Raw genomic sequence first — 22550 nt, 5'->3', positions numbered from 1 at the left:
TGATTGACGATAAATGCTATTAAGTAATAACGAGCTCAATTGCCTGTTTACTAAACCAGCTCAGCACATGTTAAGCATCAACATTCGGTACGCGACATAATTTAGCTAACAAGCGATAAATGGTATCAATGAGCTGATGACGATGCACTACTTCATCAACCACGCCATGCTCTAACAAGAACTCGGCACGCTGGAACGGCTCTTCTAGCGTCTCACGCACCGTTTGTTCAATCACGCGCTTACCAGCAAAGCCAATCATGGCCTTCGGTTCTGCCAAATGAATATCGCCAAGCATAGCAAGCGATGCCGTCACCCCGCCATAGACAGGATTGGTCAATACCACGATATATGGCACGCCAGCTAAGCGCAAACGCTCAATCGCCGCCGCCGTACGAGCCATTTGCATCAAGGATAGCAGACCCTCTTGCATACGCGCGCCGCCAGAGGCCGCAAAGCAGACTAAGGGTACTTTATCTTTAAGGGCTTTTTCAGCCGCTTCTACAAAACGGTCGCCAACCACCGAGCCCATAGAGCCACCCATAAAACGGAAGTCAAAGGCACACGTCACGATATCAAGATTGCGCAATTTACCATACATCACAATCAGTGCTTCAGACTCGCCGGTTTTGTCTTGTGCTTCGCTCATGCGCTGCGGATACGGTTTACTATCCACAAAGCTCAATGGGTCTTTGGCAGTGAACTGCTGTCCTAGCTCACCGTCTACTTGGTCGAGTAGCCAGTTTAAGCGCTCACGCGCACTCATCGGTAAATGGTGGTCACAATGCGGGCAGACATAACAATTAAAAATTAGCGCCGTATTGGTAATCATCGAATGACAGCTACTACACTTGGTTGACGGTTCGGTCTCTACCGCCGTCAAAGGTGCAGTCAATTGCTGTTTAATGCCCGGTATCGGGCGCTCAAACCATGATTGCCCAGCGGAACTGCCATTTTTTTCAGTCGTGCTTGTTTCAGTATTATTTGCAGTGGTCATATCAGGTTTTGTTATCGTATCAGTCATAGTATTCGCCATTATCAAAGGCTTATCGACAAGTTGGCCAGCTTGGTTTCATTGGCTTAGTCTCTTGTCCCTAAGAAGTCCGTTTATAAGAATCAATTTAAAAGTCACATATCGTTATAACATCAGCAGTTATAAAGGGCGCTTATGCACAACTGTAACAATTTATATGTGATGTTAGTTTACACACGTAAACTAACTTTAGCAAAGTCATTTGCCTATGTCTTTATAAACATTGTTATAAAAATTGCGCTGGCCTTCTAAGCCTTTCAAATTTTGATACCAATAAACTCGATATAATATTAGGCGGTTAAACTATCAAGTGCGCCGCGTAGCTCGTCCATTTTTACCATAATTTTTTGCTGAGCAGCTGCAACCGCAGTCTCATTTTTAGCATCGATATCAGCAAAGTTTTGCACCAGCGTACTACCGACGATAATACCATCGGCGTGCTGACCAATTGCTTTAGCAGAAGCCGCATCACGAATACCAAAGCCCACACATACTGGCAAATCGGTCTCGGCTTTAATCGCTTGTACTTGGGTTGCCACATCATCGGTATCGAGCGTTGCCGAACCGGTCACGCCTTTTAATGACACATAGTAAATATAACCACCGCAATGGGTCAGAACTTGCTCGCGGCGCTCAGGCAAAGTGGTTGGTGACAATAAGAAAATTTCATTCATCGCATGCTCAGTCAAATGCTGCGTAAAGCTGCCCGCCTCGGCTGGTGGCAAATCAACCATCAAAATACCATCGACACCTGACTGCTCACATAGCGCGACAAAATTGTCATAACCGATGATTTCCACGGGATTCAGATAGCCCATTAAGATGATGGGTGTTTGCGTATCTTGCTTGCGGAATTCTGCCACCATGTTTAGCGCATCACGCGTACTAGTACCGGCTGCTAACGCGCGCTCGCCAGCCAATGCAACAGTTGGGCCATCGGCCATTGGGTCAGAAAACGGCAAGCCTACTTCAATCATATCTGCGCCATGCTTAACCAAGTCGTGTAGTAAGCCAACAAAGTTATCAGGCGTTGGATCGCCTGCCATCACATAAGGAATCAGGGCTTTTTTATTTTGGGCTTTTAAGGTTTCAAAGGTGCTTTCAATTCGGGTCATAGTGTTCTCTACAATTAATTCAAACTGGCTATATTGGCTCTATATATATTAAAAAGAGCCAATCAATTTATTTTATAAAAGTGGATTTATAGGGTGCAGTACAATACGTGGCTACAACTCAATACCTTCCGCTTTCATTACCGAATGCAAATCCTTATCACCGCGACCTGACATATTAACGATAATGCTTTGCTCAGGCGTCATGGTTTTAGCCAGCTTCAGCGCATAGGCGACCGCATGAGCAGATTCAAGCGCAGGGATAATCCCTTCTTTACGCGTCACTTCATGAAAACCCTCCAATGACTCTTTATCGGTACAGCCAACATATTCGACGCGTTTCATGTCTTTTAAGAAGCTGTGCTCAGGGCCAACGCCCGGATAATCAAGTCCCGCTGAGATAGAATGCGTCTCTTGGATTTGGCCTTCATCATCTGCCATTAGATAAGTACGATTGCCATGCAATACGCCGATACGACCAGCGGCCAATGGCGCTGAATGACGACCGGTCTCAATGCCGTCACCTGTCGCTTCGACACCATACATTTTAACTTCAGTATCGTTTAGGAAATCAAAGAATAGACCAATCGCGTTTGAGCCACCACCAACACAGGCAACCAACGCATCAGGCAATTTACCGGTTTTTTCTAAATGTTGAATACGCGCTTCTTTACCGATAATCGCTTGGAAATCACGTACCAGTAGCGGATAAGGGTGCGGCCCTGCAACCGTGCCAATAATATAATAGGTCGTATCAACGTTAGTCACCCAGTCGCGCATGGCCTCGTTCATGGCGTCTTTCAGCGTCCGCGAACCTGAAGTCACTGGCACCACTGTCGCACCAAGCAAACGCATACGATAGACGTTCATCTTTTGGCGCTCGACATCATCGGCACCCATATAAACGATACACTCTAACCCTAGGCGCGCAGCAATCGTTGCCGTCGCAACGCCATGTTGTCCCGCCCCAGTTTCGGCGATGATACGCTTTTTACCGCACATTTTGGCAAGTAGCGCCTGCCCGATGGTGTTATTTACCTTATGCGCGCCCGTATGATTTAAGTCTTCGCGTTTAAAATAAATCTGCGCGCCACCAATCTCATTACTCAAGCGCTTGGCATGATAAAGCGGGGTTGGACGACCGACATAATTGACCAAATCGTTATGATACTCTTCCCAAAACGCCGGATCGGCTTTTACTTTGGTATATAAGGTTTCAAGCTCTTCAAGCGCTGCCATCAGGGTTTCAGACACAAAACGACCGCCATGCACACCGAAATGTCCGCGCGCATCAGGATATTGGTTAAAGTCTTGTACGTTTTCTGGATTGGTAAAGGTATTGATAGCTTTAGCAGTAGCAGATACATCTTTGTTTGCGACATGACTCATGATAATTCCTACTATAATAAGTGGTATTTATTAGAATAAATAAAGGGAAGGGTTTTAGGTAATGAGCTATTTAATAAATATAAATCCACCGTTAAAAAGCTAATTACTGTTATTCGAAGGTTCGCTCGGCGTCTCGTTTTGCCATCGGTCGCGTTTAACTGCTTTCATAAAGGCACGCATTTTAGCAGCGTCTTTTTTACCTTTGCCCGACTCAATACCGCCACTGACATCGACGGCATAAATCGGCAGCTCTAAAGTAGCAGCGACATTGTCGGCATCAAGCCCGCCCGCTAAAATAATAGGCAGCGAGCTGTCTTGCGGTAGCAAACTCCAGTCAAAACGTGCACCTGTGCCGCCATACTTATGAGGATGGTAAGCATCGAGCAAAATACTGTTCGCGCCAGCAACAGCAAACTCATCAATTTGAGCGCTTACGCCAGCAGTGGTGTGCTGCTCGGTATTAATACGTAAGGCTTTTATCCAGCGTTTATTGACCGCGCTTGCCAGCTGCTGACACTGTTCGGGCGTTTCATCACCGTGAAATTGAATGATATCAAAAGGGACATGGTTTGCCAGTTCAATAAGTTCTGCTCGCGGCATATTGACCACCAAGGCCACGACACTTATAAAAGCGGGCAAAGAAGCACTTAGCAATTGCGCCTGCTCAATAGTAACAGCGCGCGGACTTGGTGGAAAAAACACCAAGCCGACGGCATCGACACCCAACTGAGCAGCCATTTTAATATCACTAGGCTGGGTAAAACCACAAAACTTCACCTGCATAATGTGACCTTAGATATAACATAAAATAGACATGACACTAAATATAACGTTGATAGATTGGCTCGAATACATAGATGACGATAAATATTGATTGCCAACGCTAAAAAGCAAATATGATGATTTGTTAATTGGGTGGTGTATCAGAAAGTATGCTGGTTAAAAATTAAACAATTTTTGAAGCCTTGAAAGCCCTATAGAATCAGAGAACTTAGCATAGATTTCTTATTGACTTCTATCGCCAGCATACTTTTTAGAACACCACCGTTAATTGAATGGCAAATCCATTGCATCCAAAAACTTATCCTAGCATACTTTTATTCACAGTTTTGTTTATGATTGCGATTGATTAATATAGGAAAGGTAGAATGTCTAAAACGGTGGCGGCAACGTCTCAGCACATTGCTAGCAATAATACGACGAGTGCAAACCCCGCACATTATTTAATGTGGTTTCGTCGTGACCTGCGAGTTCATGACAATACGGCATTGGCAGCGCTTTGTGAACGTGCAAATGAGGATAATGCGCGAGTCAGCGCTATTTTTTTTATGACGCCTGAACAATGGCATGCACATGATATGTCACTCACCCAGCTCGATCATATCGCCCGCACCTTGCCACTCTTAGCAACCTCTTTGCAAAAACTCTTAAATATCAACTTAACCGTCCAGCTCTGTGCCAGCTTTTCTGACTGTGTTGAGACGCTAAGCACGTTGTGTGAGGTAAATGATATCGATGTTGTCATGGCAAATCATGAGTACGAAGGTAATGAGATTGACCGCGACCAAGAACTAACCAAACAACTTGCCAAATCAGATATCAAATTTATCCGCTGGCACGACCAATGTATCTTGCCACCAAAAACCATTACCACCAATGACGATAGCATGTATCAGGTTTTTACCCCATTTTATAATAAATGGCGGCATACCTTGGACGTTAGCAATTTACAAATGCACCAAGCCATGGCGGTAAACTATCAGTCAAAAATCAGCCAGTCAAAAACCGCCCTAAAAACTGCAAAAGATAGCGCTCATACTGTTAAAGACATAGAACAACTCAGTAAAAAAGCCGTCGAAGATTATCAGAAACAGTTAGAGACTGCTGTAGAGTATCAGCACATTGATTTTGGTGCTCAGCTTGAGCACGCTAGGATGGCTTATCCAACGGGTGTAGATGCTGCTTGCAAGCGTTTAAAGGATTTCATCGCTGATGATATCGATAACTATGACATCAGCCGCGATGTGCCAAATTTGCAAGCGACCAGCCAGCTATCAGCTTACCTCACTATTGGCGCAATAAGCCCAAGACTTTGCTATCTGCAAGCCACAAAATCATTAGAGAGATTACAGGGTAATGATAGCGACAACTTTAGCAGCTCTGATAACAACGATATTAATCGCTGGATAAGTGAGCTGGCGTGGCGTGACTTTTATCGTCATGTTTTAGATGATAAGCCCGAGCTTATTCGCCATAAAGCTTATAAAGAAGAGACCGATAGCAAGATTCACTGGTCATATAATCAGGATGATTTTAAGGCATGGTGCACAAGCATGACAGGCGTACCATTGGTCGATGCGGCGATGCGCTGTCTCAATGCGACCGGATTTATGCACAATCGCTTACGCATGGTAACGGCGATGTTTTTGACCAAGGATTTATTAATGGATTGGCGCTTGGGTGAGCGTTACTTTATGCAGCAGCTGATAGATGGCGATTTTGCATCCAATAATGGCGGCTGGCAATGGAGCGCGTCGACAGGCACAGATTCCGCACCTTACTTCCGTATTATGAACCCTTTCAGCCAAGCTAAGAGCCATGATGCTGATGCATTATTTATTAAGACTTGGCTGCCAGAATTAAAAGACGTGCCAAGCAGTATTTTGCATAGTGAAGATAAAATGCGTAAAGCGCTCACAAAGGGCGGTCAGTTTGCTGACATTGCTTATCCTGTGCCGATGGTTGAGCATAAGGCAGCACGACAACTGGCGATTGCTGAGTTTAAAAAACAACGCTGACATTTTTAGTAAAAAGCGCTAGTTTTCTACTTGCGCTACCTCTTGTGGCGCACTGCCAGTTTGCACCAAACTGCTTTGTGCGGCACTATCTATATCGATAGTTGGCTTTACTATTCGTGTCTGAATGGTATAAATGGCATACGCAAGACAAGTAAAGCTTATGATGAGCAGCACCCACGTCGCAAAAGGTAGCGATTCTTTTGCTTTAGGCTGCTTGATTAATTCGCGTTTCTCATGAACGGAGGGCTGATTATTGGAAGTTGTCATATACGCCACCTCTTATATCATATAAGCTTATTTCAACGACAGCATTTATAAGGCTGTCCTTAATGATAAATAAGTCCTGCTATATAATATAGTAACCCTATTGCCAATAAATTCAAGCAACATCTGTTAATTGGCGTAGTGGTTCGTTAATCCGTTTTAAGTATTAAGCCGTTGGCAATTGACACGCCCCTGCGCCCTGCGTGGTTACCGTTACCACAGCACCCGTCAATGAAAATAACTGCTGCAATTGGGTTTGCGCATTTTCTAATGCCAGATTCATCACATCACCGCGGCAAGCACGCTCAAGGACTTCTTTTTTCGCCATACTTTGCGCTTGTTGCAAGATTTTTGGATCGACCTGCATCATACCAAAAGCGCCCGTTTGCCAATCATAGATTTCGATATCATCTAGATAAACAGAAAATATTTCTGACGGCGGCAAGGTGATATTGATTTGCGGCATCATTGAGACAGGCGTATTAGCATCCGCTTCCTGAAGCCGTTCAACATCAATCTCTGGCTGCACCACCTGTACCATCTCTGGCGTTAATGCACTCAAATCAATCCCTGCTTCTACGCGCCCGCGTGCAATAAACAAACCCTTTTGCTCATCTTGCCACAGCTTCATCCAACTGCCTGGCTTTTGGCTAGTAATAACGGTATCGACACTGAATGCCACCGTCTCTAAACGATTTAATTTTTGAATTTGCAACACCACCCCTTCACGGGTAATGGTTTCTATCGGTTCTTCCTTAGTGAGGTTTTGCAGGCTATAAATCGCAAAAGCGAGCGCGGCAAGACCGATAAGCAATACCAGCCACGATAGCATCGAGATGGGTTTTTTCGCTTGCGGGCGCTTGGCATTATTCTTATCTACTGAAAAGTGGTTATCAGGGTTGACCATGTAAACTACCTCAAGGTTTTATATTAATTCTTATCAGCATAAAACTGCTAAATACTAAGCCTTTAATGCTATTTGTTTATAAGCATTTCAAGCAGTTACTACCATTCTCCTACATAATTGATGAGTTCGATGCCACTTTAAAAAATAGCTTTTGCTTCACTAATTATCTCTCTATTCTCTTATGTGCAAAATCTATAAATCGTGCTGCTTTATCAGCTAACTAAAATTTTATCTTTGAGTCTCAAAAACTGGCAGATTTTGAGTTAGGAAATCAGCTTGTTTTTAGCATTATTATTGAGTTTAGCCACTGTTTAAGCTGAAACAACAAAAAGTCATTGCGTCTTAGGCGAACTTTACCTAACATAGTCAGATTGTATAAGCAAAATGTTGGCATGCACCCATTTTTCTGGCTTTTTTACCAAAAATATGACGCTGTCGATATGGATGTATTCATACAAAAATAAAAGTTTCACCCTTTTTGTAAGGCGTTTTATAAACGCACTTTCTAATAACGTGCTGCTTGTTGCAGTACTTTTTAGCTAGGCAGGTCCTAGACTATTACCAAGTGATAAAAGGTAAGCTTGCGTCGGCCATCAAAGCACACGCTAAATATCCTCCTATTTCTTATTTATTTTATCGTTGATAAGGTTCCGCTTTATTTATGAAAGCCAGTCAATTTTTGTTTGCCACGCTAAAAGAAACGCCCAGCGACGCTGATATCGCCTCAAGCCAACTCATGGTAAGAGCAGGTCTTATTCGTAAAATCGCTTCTGGATTGTATATCTGGCTGCCGATGGGTTTGCGCGTGTTGCAAAAAGTCGAACGCATCGTTCGCGAAGAGATGCAAAACGTCGGCGCTCAAGAAGTGCTGATGCCAATGACCCAGCCTGCCGAGCTTTGGCAAACGACCGGGCGTTTTAATGACTATGGTCCTGAGCTGTTACGCTTTAAAGACCGTCATGACCGCGATTTTGTCTTGGGTCCGACACACGAAGAAGTCATCACCAACCTTGCTCAAGGTGAGCTGCGCAGTTATAAGCAGTTGCCGATTACCTTTTTCCAAATCCAAGGTAAGTTTCGTGACGAGATTCGTCCGCGTTTTGGCGTGATGCGTGCGCGTGAATTTACCATGAAAGACGCTTACTCGTTCCACGCTGACCAAGCGTCTTTGGCAAAGACTTACCATGAGATGTACGACGCTTATACGCGCATCTTTACCCGTTTGGGTTTAGATTTCCGTGCCGTGCAAGCGGATACCGGTTCTATCGGCGGTTTTGCGTCGCATGAGTTTCATGTGTTGGCAGACAGCGGTGAAGATGATATCGCTTTCTCTGACGTTTCTGATTATGCAGCCAACGTTGAGCTAGCCGAATCGGTCAGCACCGCTGAGCGTCAGCCACCAAAAATGGAACGCGAAGACGTTTTAACAGAAGATATGACCAGCTGTAAAATGGTTGCTGAGCATCTAGGCGTACCGTTAGAAACCACGGTAAAAACCTTAATCGTCCATGGTCATACCGAAGATGATGAGCCGCAATTAATCGCGATTGTCTTACGCGGTGACCATCAGCTCAATACCATTAAAGCGGAGAAAATCGAAGAAGCCAATGTACCGCTAACGATGGCCTCTGATGAAGAGCTGAAAGCCGCTGGTTTGCATAAAGGCTATATCGGCGTTGATTTGGATATGCCCGTATTCGTCGATCGCTCGGCAGCGTCTTTGTCAGATTTTGTCTCGGGCGCCAATGAAGTCAATAAACATACCATCGGCATGAACTGGGCGCGTGACGCCAGCATTACCCGCGTCGTTGATGTGCGCAATGTACAAGAAGGTGATCCTTCTCCTGATGGTAAAGGCAGCCTAAAAATCAAACGCGGCATCGAAGTCGGTCATATCTTCCAGTTGGGTGATAAATACTCGCAAGCGATGAATGCAACCGTTTCTGGTGAAGATGGCAAGCCTGTGACCATGATGATGGGTTGCTACGGTATTGGCGTCAGTCGTATTATCGCGGCTGCTATCGAGCAGAACAACGATGAAAACGGCATCATGTGGCCACAAACGCCAAGCGTTGACGATTCAATTGCGCCGTTTGAAGTCGCTATCATTCCGATGAAGTCAAAAGAAGACACCGTCATGCAGACGGCGACCGCGCTGTATGAAGAGCTAAAAGCTCAAGGTGTTAACGTCCTACTTGATGACCGTAATGAGCGCCCGGGCGTGAAGTTTGCCGACCTTGAATTGATTGGTATTCCGCATCGTATCGTGGTTTCAGACCGTAACTTGGTTGAAGGCAAATACGAATACGTCAATCGCCGCGAAACGGAAAAGCAAATGCTGAGCCGCGAAGAAGTGATGGCAAAAGTAAGCGGCAAATAGTTTTTGATAAAACTTGCTCAATAAAAAGCGCCTATCTGAAACAGATAGGCGCTTTTTTATCATCTGAATGCTGCAAAACCAATTTAAACAAGACCATTACCTTACTGGCGAATTAAGCGGCTTGGCTGCGGTAATAGTTTTATGTCACTGACGCGGCAAGGATTGATATCGATACCGCCGCGACGTGTATACCAGGCACGAACTATCAACTCGCTTGGCTCATAATGTTTACTTAAATCAGCAAATATTTGTTCGACACACTGCTCGTGAAAGCCATTATGCTGACGGAAACTTAAAACATAACGCAGCATGCTCGCTGCATCAAATGCTTGATTACTGATAATCGAAACCGCTAACGTCCCCCAATCTGGCTGATTGGTCACCGGACAATTACTGCGCAGCAAATTAGAATAAAAAGTATAAGGTTGCGCAACTTCCGCCGTATTGCCGCTTGCTACATTATTATCATCTGCCTTGCTCTTTAGTAATGACGCGTTAGGATGTTCCGTTAGCGCGACTTTCTCGCTGCTATTGACAAGTGCCTCATCAATACAAACGCCCTCAGGTTGAGCAATCAATAAGCCTGAGACGTCATTACGTAAACCATTGTCCAAGTCATCATTTAGGCCGAATAACTCAACGTTTACTTCTGCTTGCACGCATGCCGTTAAATCTTTAGCAATCAGCGTTTGCACCTCGTCCCAGCTAGCAAATTCAGTAAAGTTAATACTATTTAAATATAGTTTTAATGATTTTGATTCGACGATAAATGGCGAGCTTGCCGGGATACCAAAGCGCGCAATAGCCACTTGCGAAACACCTTGAGGATTTAACCAAGACAGCTCAAAGGCGTGCCACCAATCGACGCCCACTGCTAGCTTATCATCTTGCCAGCCAATTGCATCACGCCCCATGCTTCGCTCTATCGGATATAAAGTCTCGGGACTATACTCAGTCGGATAATCAGTGGTTTGTTCGCCCAAAATACCGTGAATACTCATGGCTACTTCCTAATAGTAAAACTGATGATATTTAAAATGTTAGAGATAGTAGCGTTCATTTAAAATCGATACAGTGCGACTGGGATGAATTTTTCGTAGCCTCTGTGCTAGCAGCAAGCAAGGAAAATGTATCCCAGTCGCACGCCATCATGAAGACAGCGATTTTATTTTAAACTGACGATATTATAAATAGAACTCGCCCTAACTTACCCCACTCTCAACTTATTTTTCTAAGGTATTGGTTTACTTAGTTTTTAAAATTTCAGTTAAAACAATTAAAATTTTAAATTCTATAAAAATCAAAGGCCTACGATAAGTTGAGATTGGCGTCTAACTTATAAACGAATACGCGAACCATCACTTAATAGTCGATAAGAAATGATATAAAAAATGACGCAAAAGGCAAAGATAGCCGCCATCGAATACCACACATTGACATCAGAATAGCCAAGGATACCGTAGCGGAAAGAGTTCACCATATAAACGATTGGGTTCAATAGCGAAATATTTTGCCAAAATGGTGATAAATTTTCCATCGAATAAAACACCCCGCCAAGATAGGTCAGCGGTGTCAAGACAAAGCTTGGAATAATAGAAATATCATCAAATGAGCGCGCAAATACGGCGTTGATAAAGCCGCCAAGCGAGAATAAAACCGAGGTACCAATCACCGTAAATAAGGTAATAAATAAGTGCTCAATACCCAATTTGGTAAAAAATAACGCCACAATAAAGACGATGACCCCAACCGCCAGTCCGCGGAAAATACCGCCACTGATATAACCGGTCAAAATAGCGTGCTTAGAGATTGGCGATACCAGCAGCTCCTCAATGCTCGAGTGAAACTTAGCACTAAAAAAGCTCGAGACCACGTTTGAGTAACTGTTGGTGATAATCGCCATCATAATCAAACCGGGCACGATAAACTGCATGTATGGCACACCGCCCATCTCGCCCACGCGCGAACCGATCATTTTACCAAAGATGACAAAATACAGGCTCATCGTAATGACTGGCGGCAATAATGTTTGCGGCCAGATGCGTAATATGCGGCGAATCTCTTTAATCAGCAGGGTGCGAAAAGCAATCCAGCGTTGTGCGAAGTTCATGCGTTATCTCTCCTAAGCAGTCTACAGGCTAATATCAAAACGCTATCACGGCCCGCAGTGTTGCCTATATGGTTGCTATATTTATAGTGGTCTATTTATATGGGTAAATCGAGAAATTATGAATAAAACAGCCTACGAGCTTAAAGGTTCATGCAAGCTTTTATCGACCAAGCGCATAAACAACTCTTCTAAACGGTTGGCTTTATTACGCATACTGGCGACCAAAACGCCTTGCTTAGACAACTGCTCAAAGACACCGTTTAGCGACTCCCCTTCTGTCAGGGTCACTTCAAGCGTTAAATCATCAGGCTGTAGCGTGTCAGTAACCCCTGTTAAAGCAATTTGCTTGGTCAATGGCGTCGCCAAATCAAAGACAAAAGTTTCGACCGATAACTGCGCTAATAAATCTTTCATTTCTGTATTAATACGAATCTCACCGTGATCCAAAATAGCGATACGCTTACAAAGCTGCTCTGCTTCTTCCAAATAATGGGTGGTCAAAATAATCGTGGTATTTTCTTCAACGTTAATCTGCTGCATAAATTCCCACATCGAGCGGCGCAGCTCGATATCAACCCCAGCCGTTGGTTCGTCGAGTATCAATAGCTTTGGTTTATGAATCAAGGCGCGCGCAATCATCAATCGGCGCTTCATACCGCCCGATAGCTCGCGCGCTTTATTATCGCGCTTATCCCATAAGCCCAATGCTTTGAGCAGTTTTTCTGCTCGCGGTTTGGATTCTTTTGCTGCAATACCAAAATAGCCGGCTTGAGTAATCAAAATATCTTCAACTTTTTCAAACTGATTAAAGTTAAATTCTTGCGGTACCACGCCCAAAAACTGTTTGGCTTTTGAAGGTTCAGCCAATAAGTCAGTACCAAAGATATGCACACTACCCGCCGTTGGCTTAAACAGGGAGCTAATGATACCAATCATCGTTGATTTGCCCGCACCATTTGGCCCAAGGAGCGCAAAAAATCCACCTTGTGGCACTGTCAAGCTGACATCTTTTAATGCCGAAAACCCGTTGCCATAGGTTTTAGATAGGTTCTGAATAGATAGCGCTGGCACCTCAGACATGAATACCTCTTTAATAATGATGTATCTATAAAGGAATATAGAAGACGATTCGGGAAAAGTTAGTTTCTCTCATATTTGCTCTCGTCTCTTACGACGAGTCTAGTGTCTAGATGTGAGGCTCGCGGTCGCAGATTTCAACGTTAGGATGATATAACCACGATATTAATAATATCAATCGACGACCACAAAAAAACGCCTACCTCATTAAATGAAATAGGCGCTTTATAAGCTTCTAGATATGACTGCTGTTATTCCCAATACTGTAGCGTTTTTAGAATATTTTGACTATATTAAGCAGAATAATTATAAAAAAGCAAAGTAAGAGACGATAACTGCTTTACCGTCTCCTACTTTTTTCTATTGCTTTTTTACATATAGCACAGGCAATTAGCTTGCTTCATCAACCATATAATCCACTGCGCTTTGTACTTCTTCATCAGGGATGTCAGCACCACCTTTGGCAGGCATAGCGTTAAAGCCGTTGATAGCATGGGTATACAAGGTATCTTTACCTTTGGCGATACGAGGACCCCAAGCGCCAGCATCACCTAGCATAGGCGAGCCAAGTAAGCCTGAGGCGTGACACGTTTGGCAGACAGCGTTATAAACGGCTTTACCATCACGAGGACCATCACCTGCTGCTGGCCCTGCAGAACGTGCAGTGACGTCGCATACTTCGTCGTCCTCAAAGCAGACTTTAGCCACCGGCTGAATACGAGCAATCAAGTTAGGATACAAAGCGATGAGCTTTTGTACTTGTGGCGTATCTTGCGGAATAGGCTCTTCTTCAGCGGCAGGTGCGGCAGCGGCTGTTGCTTCTTCAGCAGGTGCATCTGCATCGGTCGCGTCTGCTTGTGCAGCTTCATCGGTAGCTGCAGCGCCATCGGTAGTATCAGCAGCAGCTTTGGTATCGTCACCCAATTTTTCAGGCAAGTTATCGACAACCTCTTGCCCTTCTGCGACATCAGATACGGTTACAGGCGTGTCTACAACACTTTCGGCTTGGCTCACAGCGATACTAGCGATTCCTAGAATGGCAGCTGCCGATAACATAACTACTTTTCTCATTCGTCACGTTCTCTTATTGCGTATACAAGGGCCGACACGACTTGGACATTCTGTTTGTCCTCCTTTGATAACCAAGCAGTTATCAATAGCAAACAGCCATCCCGCATACGGGCGCGCTTGTAATCGGTGATTATAAATATGAATTCTCCCTGACATTATAAGGGAAAAGACAGGTGGATTGCCATGCCTGTTTGCCGACTATGGTGTTTTTTCTTAAAAAACGCCAATAGCGGCCTTCATTCATTGGCTTTATGACTTTTATTTGTTAGACTAAGCGGTCTTAATTTTTAGACGCCTTTTCGTTCTAACGACAGCCAATTGCACTTATTTATACACGTCATCGGTTTATTGGATTTTAGTCGATCAATTATGCGCTCGTAGCTCAGTTGGATAGAGTATCGGTTTCCGAAGCCGAGGGTCGTGGGTTCGATTCCCGCCGAGCGCACCAATCATCATAATCAGTCGTGTTTTACCCTTTTCTAGTCTTACCTATTACCTCATAACACTTTAACGGCAACGCTTTGCGCTGTTAACTTCGGCCTATCATTGTGCGCTAACAACGTTAAAATGTTGTATATAAAGTTGTTAAATCTATTTAATTTATAAAAACCTACTCTGCATCTTGCAAATTCGCCATTAGCTGAGCACGGCTGGGGATACGGTGATAATTAATCACGGGTACGTCTCCCAAACGGCGCTGACCCGCGGCAAGCTTTTTATCAATGGTAATCATAGCCACTTTTTTATCTTGCTTGCTAATCAGTAAATGATTGGCTTTACGGTTGACACGGTAGTCAGGAAAATACTGCTTAACCAATTCTGCAGTTTTTTGTAGCGCATCATTGAGTGGTGTTTTTGCGCGCCCTAACTTTAGGTTGTGCTTATCGGCGGCTTTAGGCGCGCGCGATTTTGCCAATACCCATAGTCCGATGACAACCGCGAGCAATATGACAAGCCACCAAATACCATCTATCATAGAAGTCTATATCCAATCTTAAAAAGGGATGGCTCATGTTAACAGAATTATCACCTGCGTTAATAGCCGAAGTCGAGCGCGCTGCCAAATTGCTGTGCTCAAAACAGTGCATCTGTATTTTAACGGGCGCTGGGATTTCAGCAGAAAGTGGCATTCCAACGTTTCGAGATAAGCAAACAGGCCTTTGGGAAAACTATGTGGCTGAGGACTTGGCAACGCCTGAGGCTTTTGCTCGCGACCCAAAACTGGTGTGGTCATGGTATCAGTGGCGCAGGCAATTGGTCGCTGAGAAAAAACCAAACCCTGCCCATGAAGCTTTAGCGCAGTGGCAATATCATAGCCAATCTACCGATCAGCAATTGACGCTTATTACCCAAAATGTCGACGATTTGCATGAACAGGCAGGTAGTAGTGTCACCTATTTACATGGCAATCTTTGGCAAAATCGCTGCAGTCAATGCGATGCGCCCTACCAAGAGCAATCTAGAGGCTCATATAATAGTGCTGATACCGTAGATTATAGTGACGCTCTGATTACTTGCTCGCACTGTGAAGGCTATATACGTCCCGATATCGTCTGGTTTGGCGAGGCGTTGCCTGTACAAGCATGGCAGACAGCGGAGGACGCGGCGGCCAATTGTGAAGTGTTTATGAGTATTGGCACCTCAAGTCTCGTTTATCCTGCGGCAGGTCTCGCACAATTGGCAAAAGATAACGGCGCTAAAATCATCGAGATAAACCCACATCCAACGCCAAATACCATCGTTGATATTACTCTAGCAGAAAAGGCTGGGATTATTATGCCGTTATTAATCCAAAAAATTACGGCTATGTAATCAATTACGTTGAAAAGTGCCTAGCGAAAAAGAAAAGACTTAATGATTTATACAACCATTAAGTCTTAACTATTGAAAATAACTTTACTCACTCTATTGCAGAGCAAAATCCACTTGCGCTAGGTATTTCTCTTTTAATTCATTATTTATAAATGAAGATCTAAAAGAGTTTTTTACCAAAGTAACGATATCATTTTCTGTCAGCGGTAGATGGTTACATATATTGATAAAGTTTTGATTCATATAGCCTTTAAAATAAGCAGGGTCATCAGAGTTGACGCTGACATTCAATCCATAATCGAGCAACTCTTTAATATTGTGCTGTTTGTAGTCCTCAAATACCTTGAGCTCAATATTAGAATTAGGGCAAACTGTCAGCGGCATTTGCTCATCTTTTAGGCGTTGCATCAACGCTGCACTTTTTATCGATTGTACGCCGTGATCAATGCGATTGATTTGCAATAAATCTAACGCTTCATAAATATAAGAAAAATCTGCTTCTTCGCCAGCATGAGCGACCAGCTTAAAGCCTGCTTCTTTGGCCTTTTTAAACACTTCTTTAAACTTGGCGGGAGGGTTGCCCAATTCTGAAGAATCCAGACCGACGCCGATAATATCATCTTTAAACGCCATTGCTTGCTCTAAAGTCTCAAACGCCTCTTCTTGCGATAAGTGGCGTAAAAAGCACATGATAATACAAGAGGTGATGCCGTATTTTTCTTTGGCATCGGCAAGCGCTTCTTTAATACCAGTAATGACTGTCGCAAACTCAACCCCTCTTGCAGTATGAGTTTGCGGATCAAAAAATATTTCCGTATGGACGACATTATCTTCGACACACTTTAGAATATATTCCCACGTTAAATCATAAAAATCGTCTTTGGTAATCAGAACGTTGGCGCCCGCATAATAGATATCTAAGAAAGTTTGTAGATTGGTAAAATTATAGGCACGGCGGACGTCTTCGATATCGTTATAAGGGATAGCGATATTATTCTTTTTCGCCAGTCTAAACATCAGCTCCGGTTCTAATGAGCCTTCGATATGTAAATGCAGCTCTGCTTTCGGCAATTTTTTTATCAGCTCAATCATGGTATTGGCATGGTCCTGTATCTAAACTTACTTGTTATTTCTTTAAGCGTTATTTTAAAAATGCTGTTAGTTTGAAAACTATTATTAAAGAAACTGCTATTTTGAAAACTATTATTTTAAAAAATTGCTATTTTAAAAACACCACAGTATCGGACAGCTCATTACCGGCAGGGTCATGTTCAAGATGATAATACTGACGCAATAACTGACCTACCTCATCCAATAACTCCATCAGACTTTCTTCAGTTTTTTGATTGGCGATACCTGAGACCGCTTTTTCGCACATGGCGCTCCAAACGGTTGGACTGACATGTGTGCTGATACCGCGGTCAGCGACGATTTCTAGCTTGTGCTCGCAAATATTGACATAAATCAAAACGCCGGTATTTTCTTCGGTATCCCACACGCGATATTCGCTAAATAAATCAATTGCTCGATCGCGGCAGTCAAGATGATAAGCATCTTGGATAGGTAAGTGATTTTCGATAATTAAAAACACCTCGCCGCGATGTCCGCGCTCAGCCAGCGTCACCTGCTCTGTCAGCCGAGCTTTGGCCGCGGGCGTGAGCCACTTGCTATGCAACATAGGGACAAACAGTACTTGACGCCACCAACGCGCAAAACTTGCCTGCGACGAATTGCTTTTTACCATTATATTATATCCTCAAGTACGCCATTGCTGGCAATTTTCTAATGTCTGAGCCTAATTTACCCTTCTTACTCTTATAGAAATCGCCTCTACCAAGAGCCGCCTGCCCCGCCGCCGCCAAAGCCGCCGCCACCGCCGCCGAAGCCGCCACCACCAAAACCTCCGCCGCCGAAACCTCCACTACCACCGCCCATACCGGGCAGGAATACTATACCGCCGCCACCGCCGCGTCCTCCACGACCGCCGCCTGAGCCACGCGAAATTAAAAACAGCCATATAAATATCGCCATAATTAACGTCATAAAGAAACCGCCGCCCAAGGCCAGCGAGCCTACAAAGAAACCGCCAGCGGTCAGGATAGAACCAAAGATGCGCCCAAAGATACTGGTAATAAAGCTACCAAATATCATTGCCATGACAAATAAAAACACTGGCGATGGGTTATCACCAATGTCATTTTGATTTTGACTGCGTTCGGCCGCTTGCGCATCGGCACGCGCCAATACTTCAGGATCAGCGGTCAGGCGCGTTTGCAGCGCGCCAATGCCCGCTAATATCCCAGCGCCATAGTCATTTTGCTTAAATAGCGGTGTGATGTCTTCGCGAATAATACGGTTGACCGCCGAATCTGGCAACACCCCTTCTAGTCCGTAACCCGTTAAAATATAGATATTGCGGTCATTAACGGCAACAACCATTAGCAGGCCATCGTCAATATCTTTATTACCCAGCTGCCATTTTTCCGCAACCTGTAGCGCATAATCAAAGATTGGCATGCCATTGGTGGTCGGTACAATGACCACCGCAGCTTGCGCCAAACCTTGCTGATAAATGCCTCTTAGCTGCGCCTCTAAACGCTGCTTTTCTTGCGGGTTTAAGATATTGGCTTGGTCGATAACTGGCGAGTTTAAGATGAGCTTATCGGCATCGACACCCTGAGCGCTTGATTGTACAGGCGGACGATTAGAAGTTGTTGAGGTGGTCGTATTACTATCGGAATTAGCAGCATTAGGATTGATAGCATCATTGCCAAGAACAGCTTCGTTAATTGCTTCGTTACCTAAGACGGCATCGTTGATGGCTTCATTAGTTTCGGCAGCTTTTGCAATCGCTACCAATTCCTCGACACTACGGTTTTGCATATCTGAGGTGCTATCGCTAGCAACCGCCGTATTATTATTAGCATCGGGTGCTGCATGCAGCAGCGAGCCACTCCCAATACTTAGAGTAAATAATAATGCGGATAATAGTGCTGTTGAATGCTTCATCTAATCTATACCACCTCAAATGACATCTGTACTAATAAATGACGACAAAACCAACTGCTATAAACGACAACAAAAAAAACGACTGACGATTAAGGCGTTCTATCATTTTTGAGCAAATAAACGGACTGTTAAATAAACGCACTGTCATATAAACAGTAGCATTTATACGCCATCATGGTAGATAGAACGCCTAAACTGAAAACTTTGCTTTACTGCGCCGTCTGCGCATTATCGTCGCCGAAGTTGACACTTGGTGCAGTCGATATTTCTTTTTCATTGGCAACGCTAAAGTTTGGTTTGGCGTCCATACCAAATACTTTGGCTGTAATATTGGTTGGGAACTGACGCACGGTAGTGTTATAGCCCTGAACTTCTTGAATATAACGATTACGCGCCACCGTAATACGGTTTTCTGTACCTTCCAGCTGCGCCTGCAAATCTTGGAACAAAGCATCAGATTTTAGCTCAGGATAGCGCTCAGAAACCGCCATCAAACGCGATAGCGCGCCGGTCATCTGGTCTTGGGCAGCCGCATAGCGCTCCATCGCTTCAGGGTCATTAAGCAGCTCTGGCGTGACCGTAATACCACCCGCTTGTGAGCGCGCTGCCGCGACTTGAGTAAATACTTCTTGCTCTTGCTTGGCGTATTGCTGCACGACTTTGACCAGGTTTGGCACCAAGTCCGAACGACGCTGATATTGGTTGACCACTTCTGACCAAGCCGCGGTGACCTGCTCATCTTGCGCCTGCAAATTGTTATAGCCACAACCGCTCAAACCGACAGTAGAGGTCGCTAATACTGCTGATAGCAACATAGGTTTTAAAAAAGATTTACGCGTCATCGTTGACTCTCCTAATGATAAATAACAAACAAAACGTTTTTTAATCGCTTTTTTTAATGTTAACCACTTAATATGCACTTATAGTTTATTGCCTACTGGATTTTATAACCGACAGTTTCGCAGCTAACTGTTTCATGGCGTGAATATCGCAGCAGCAATATATTGTGCTAATAATGGCGCTATACCGTCACTTTTACAATTCATCGTTACCAAAACACAACCGCAAAGCAGCGTTTATCGTAGGGCTGTGGCGCATTTTAGGCATTTAGCACTACTGTTAACGCGACTGTCTTTTAAGCCCCCATTAACGGTTAATTAAAAAGTATTGGCCAATACAAGATAAACAGAAGATTTTTTGACCTTGTATAGGCAATCAAGCGAAGAAAACCATTTATAAATGAACGCCCTTATAAAGAAAATTCTAGTAATTGCCTAAAAAATATGGCAAATTGCAGTTACGTAGCCGTACGGTTTGAATACATTTGGTAGTGGACTTATAAGAATTTAGGTACTAGCAGCTCGTCAATGTCGCATCAAAAAGGATTGATAAACGACTAAAGACTGCTCTATTACCCTACTCTACCATGTAAGTGTAGCCAGCTGATATGACTCATAAAAAGTTAAGTGCCATCTTCTCGCTTACTGAGATGATGGTTATTTATATTATAACCGCCTGTTTTATCCACTGGTTTATTTTAAGCGCTTTACATAAAAGTAGCCTTAATAAACTATCAACGCTGATAAGCGGTTGCATACGCTCATTATTGTTCATAAACCAGACGGATAACAGCAGACAACTACAGTCCATCCTTGGTGGCTAAGCGCGTATGAAACTTAATCTGTAAGGAGGATTTCCACCGCAGTTAAGTGCATGCAGATTATTTGAGTGGTTGGTTTTAATAAGGATATTAAAGCTGGTCTACTCTTAGCATCATCATATATAGCCACTTTGAGACAGTACTAGGAATATACATATGGAAGGTTTAGTCGATTTAGTAAACGGAATTATCTGGAGCCCAGCATTGGTTTATCTCTGCTTGGGCGCAGGTTTATTTTATTCCATCATGACGCGCTTCGTACAAGTACGTTTATTCGGGGAAATGATTACCTTACTTTTTACCGGTAAATCAAGTGCACAGGGTATTTCATCATTTCAGGCACTCGCCGTATCTCTAGCAGGGCGTGTGGGTATGGGTAACATCGCTGGGGTCGCCGCCGCTATTGGTTTCGGTGGTCCTGGTGCAGTATTTTGGATGTGGGTTGTGGCTTTCTTAGGCGCATCTACCGCTTATGTCGAAGCAACCCTTGCACAGATTTATAAAGAAAAAGACGTCATCACTGGCGAATACCGCGGCGGTCCAGCTTACTATTTTGAGCGCGCCCTTGGTCAACGCTGGTATGGCATTCTTTTTGCCGTCGCGTCTATCTTAGCTTGCGGTATGTTCTTACCGGGCGTGCAGGCGAACGGCGTTATCAGCGCGTTTGCCCAAGTCATGGGTGAAGGCACGCCGATGAATATCATGGGCTTAGAAGTTGGCTCTATGCGCTTGGTCGGTCTTGCTATCATTTTGGTCATCTTAGGTACTATTATCTTTGGTGGTATCAAACGTATCGCAACCTTTACCGAGTATGCTGTTCCTTTTATGGCTCTTGGTTATATTGGCCTTGCACTCGTCATTATGTTTACCAATTACCAGATGATTCCAGAAGTCTTTGGTTTGATTATCAGTGATGCGTTTACCGCACAAGCAGGCTTTGGTGCTGCTATCGGTTGGGGTGTCAAACGTGGTATTTACTCTAACGAAGCGGGTCAAGGTACAGGTCCTCACGCTGCGGCGGCCGCGGAAGTTGAGCATCCATCACAGCAAGGTTTGGTACAAGCATTCTCAGTGTATGTTGATACCCTACTAGTCTGTTCTGCGACTGCGTTTATGATCATCACCATGGGTACTTATAATATCCAAGGTACACTACCTGACGGTCAATTCATCGTACAAAACGTCGCGGCTGGTGTTGAGATCAACTCGCCTGCCTTTACGCAGATGGCAATGGAAACCATGTACGGTCAATTTGGTAATATCTTTATTGCCGTTGCGGTCTTCTTCTTTGCCTTTACCACCATCTTGGCGTACTACTATATCGCTGAAGTAAACGTGGCTTACTTGACGCGCTTTATCAGTCGCGGTGCTAATAGAACTGGTCTATTCTTAGTTAAAATCTTAATCATGGTAATGGTTGCCTACGGTGGTCTTAACTCTGCAGGCTACATTTGGGATATCGGTGATATCGGCGTAGGCCTAATGGCGTGGTTAAATATCGTTGGTATTTTGGTTATCTTTATTGTCGCGCGTCCAACGCTTACTATGCTTAGGGATTATGAAGCACAGCGTAAAGCAGGCGTGAAGCACTATACCTTTGATCCAGCAAAATTCGGTATCAAAAATGCGCCGTATTGGGAAGAGCGTCATCTAAAGCAGCAACAAAGAATGGCAGCTCAAGACCCATTACATAAAGAACATCTATAGTTTACTGAGCTATAATGTTATCTAAGCAGTATTGATGACACTACAAGCATCGATAAAACAAAAAGCCTGAGGCAATGGTTTCAGGCTTTTTTATTGGGCGATTTATTTCAAAATCGTTACAGAGTGAGTGAAAAGCAATATCGATACAACACGCACTGCTGATATCAATTTTTCTTGCTTGCTGTGCCTGCGCAGACAGAGGCTACAAAAAATTGATATCAGCA

Annotated in this window: 19 protein-coding genes and 1 tRNA gene; 5 read left to right on the top strand and 15 right to left on the bottom strand. The window is 44.0% G+C overall.

What is annotated here, in order from left to right; all coding sequences use genetic code 11:
* Positions 1 to 70: 70 nt before the first annotated feature.
* The 4 genes from accD to RAH45_RS02750 all read right to left on the bottom strand — a co-directional run bounded on the left by accD (position 71) and on the right by RAH45_RS02750 (position 4314).
* Positions 71 to 1033 (bottom strand): acetyl-CoA carboxylase, carboxyltransferase subunit beta, encoded by a 963-nt coding sequence (gene accD, locus RAH45_RS02765; RefSeq protein ID WP_306495462.1) that lies wholly within the window; start codon positions 1031 to 1033, stop codon positions 71 to 73.
* Between the two features lie 287 nt (positions 1034 to 1320).
* Positions 1321 to 2145 (bottom strand): tryptophan synthase subunit alpha, encoded by an 825-nt coding sequence (trpA, locus tag RAH45_RS02760; RefSeq protein ID WP_306495461.1) that lies wholly within the window; start codon positions 2143 to 2145, stop codon positions 1321 to 1323.
* Positions 2146 to 2256: 111 nt separating this feature from the next.
* Entirely contained in the window at positions 2257 to 3531 is a 1275-nt protein-coding gene (gene trpB / locus RAH45_RS02755; RefSeq protein ID WP_227671257.1) for a tryptophan synthase subunit beta, read from the bottom strand.
* Between the two features lie 99 nt (positions 3532 to 3630).
* Positions 3631 to 4314, bottom strand: coding sequence for a phosphoribosylanthranilate isomerase (locus RAH45_RS02750; RefSeq protein WP_306495460.1), 684 nt, complete (start codon positions 4312 to 4314; stop codon positions 3631 to 3633).
* A gap of 365 nt (positions 4315 to 4679) precedes the next feature.
* Between RAH45_RS02750 and RAH45_RS02745 the strand changes: the two genes are divergently transcribed.
* On the top strand, positions 4680 to 6329 hold the full coding sequence (locus RAH45_RS02745) for a cryptochrome/photolyase family protein (protein WP_306495459.1): 1650 nt from the start codon (positions 4680 to 4682) through the stop codon (positions 6327 to 6329).
* Positions 6330 to 6347: 18 nt separating this feature from the next.
* Here the strand turns inward: RAH45_RS02745 and RAH45_RS02740 are convergent, their stop codons facing one another.
* Both RAH45_RS02740 and RAH45_RS02735 read right to left on the bottom strand, forming a co-directional pair.
* Positions 6348 to 6596, bottom strand: coding sequence for a hypothetical protein (locus tag RAH45_RS02740; RefSeq protein ID WP_306495458.1), 249 nt, complete (start codon positions 6594 to 6596; stop codon positions 6348 to 6350).
* 163 nt (positions 6597 to 6759) lie between these two features.
* Positions 6760 to 7500 carry a DUF4230 domain-containing protein gene (locus tag RAH45_RS02735; RefSeq protein WP_306495457.1) on the bottom strand — a complete coding sequence of 247 codons (741 nt, stop codon included), beginning with the start codon at positions 7498 to 7500 and terminating at the stop codon, positions 6760 to 6762.
* A 661-nt stretch (positions 7501 to 8161) separates the two neighbouring features.
* Between RAH45_RS02735 and RAH45_RS02730 the strand changes: the two genes are divergently transcribed.
* Entirely contained in the window at positions 8162 to 9880 is a 1719-nt protein-coding gene (locus tag RAH45_RS02730) for a proline--tRNA ligase (RefSeq protein ID WP_306495456.1), read from the top strand.
* Between the two features lie 101 nt (positions 9881 to 9981).
* Here the strand turns inward: RAH45_RS02730 and queF are convergent, their stop codons facing one another.
* From queF to RAH45_RS02710, 4 genes are all read right to left on the bottom strand, one after another.
* A complete protein-coding gene (gene queF, locus RAH45_RS02725) occupies positions 9982 to 10881 on the bottom strand; it encodes an NADPH-dependent 7-cyano-7-deazaguanine reductase QueF (RefSeq protein ID WP_306495455.1) in 900 nt (299 codons plus the stop codon).
* 335 nt (positions 10882 to 11216) lie between these two features.
* Positions 11217 to 11990 carry an ABC transporter permease gene (locus RAH45_RS02720; protein ID WP_068408525.1) on the bottom strand — a complete coding sequence of 258 codons (774 nt, stop codon included), beginning with the start codon at positions 11988 to 11990 and terminating at the stop codon, positions 11217 to 11219.
* A gap of 132 nt (positions 11991 to 12122) precedes the next feature.
* Positions 12123 to 13070: an ABC transporter ATP-binding protein gene (locus RAH45_RS02715; RefSeq protein WP_068408527.1), complete on the bottom strand. Its 948-nt coding sequence runs from the start codon at positions 13068 to 13070 to the stop codon at positions 12123 to 12125.
* A gap of 387 nt (positions 13071 to 13457) precedes the next feature.
* On the bottom strand, positions 13458 to 14123 hold the full coding sequence (locus RAH45_RS02710) for a c-type cytochrome (protein WP_306495454.1): 666 nt from the start codon (positions 14121 to 14123) through the stop codon (positions 13458 to 13460).
* Positions 14124 to 14509: 386 nt separating this feature from the next.
* Here RAH45_RS02710 and RAH45_RS02705 point away from each other — a divergent pair.
* A tRNA-Arg gene (locus RAH45_RS02705) sits at positions 14510 to 14586 on the top strand.
* A 162-nt stretch (positions 14587 to 14748) separates the two neighbouring features.
* Here the strand turns inward: RAH45_RS02705 and RAH45_RS02700 are convergent.
* Positions 14749 to 15114, bottom strand: coding sequence for a hypothetical protein (locus RAH45_RS02700; protein ID WP_306495453.1), 366 nt, complete (start codon positions 15112 to 15114; stop codon positions 14749 to 14751).
* A gap of 35 nt (positions 15115 to 15149) precedes the next feature.
* Here RAH45_RS02700 and RAH45_RS02695 point away from each other — a divergent pair, with 35 nt between their 5' ends.
* A complete protein-coding gene (locus RAH45_RS02695; protein WP_306495452.1) occupies positions 15150 to 15950 on the top strand; it encodes an SIR2 family NAD-dependent protein deacylase in 801 nt (266 codons plus the stop codon).
* Between the two features lie 93 nt (positions 15951 to 16043).
* Here RAH45_RS02695 and RAH45_RS02690 read toward each other — a convergent pair whose 3' ends face one another.
* The 4 genes from RAH45_RS02690 to RAH45_RS02675 all read right to left on the bottom strand — a co-directional run bounded on the left by RAH45_RS02690 (position 16044) and on the right by RAH45_RS02675 (position 19801).
* A complete protein-coding gene (locus RAH45_RS02690) occupies positions 16044 to 17042 on the bottom strand; it encodes an adenosine deaminase (RefSeq protein WP_198328666.1) in 999 nt (332 codons plus the stop codon).
* A gap of 127 nt (positions 17043 to 17169) precedes the next feature.
* Positions 17170 to 17694 carry a TPM domain-containing protein gene (locus RAH45_RS02685; RefSeq protein WP_068408537.1) on the bottom strand — a complete coding sequence of 175 codons (525 nt, stop codon included), beginning with the start codon at positions 17692 to 17694 and terminating at the stop codon, positions 17170 to 17172.
* Between the two features lie 86 nt (positions 17695 to 17780).
* Positions 17781 to 18959, bottom strand: coding sequence for a TPM domain-containing protein (locus RAH45_RS02680; protein WP_198328667.1), 1179 nt, complete (start codon positions 18957 to 18959; stop codon positions 17781 to 17783).
* 209 nt (positions 18960 to 19168) lie between these two features.
* Complete coding sequence (locus tag RAH45_RS02675; protein ID WP_144296370.1) at positions 19169 to 19801, bottom strand: LemA family protein; 633 nt, start codon at positions 19799 to 19801, stop codon at positions 19169 to 19171.
* 974 nt (positions 19802 to 20775) lie between these two features.
* Here RAH45_RS02675 and RAH45_RS02670 point away from each other — a divergent pair.
* Entirely contained in the window at positions 20776 to 22326 is a 1551-nt protein-coding gene (locus tag RAH45_RS02670; protein ID WP_193030099.1) for an alanine/glycine:cation symporter family protein, read from the top strand.
* Positions 22327 to 22550: the final 224 nt, after the last annotated feature.

Source organism: Psychrobacter sp. van23A, assembly GCF_030845275.1.
GTDB lineage: Bacteria > Pseudomonadota > Gammaproteobacteria > Pseudomonadales > Moraxellaceae > Psychrobacter > Psychrobacter faecalis.
The sequence above is the reverse complement of the archived record's forward strand: the minus strand, read 5'-3'. Positions and strand labels throughout refer to the sequence as shown.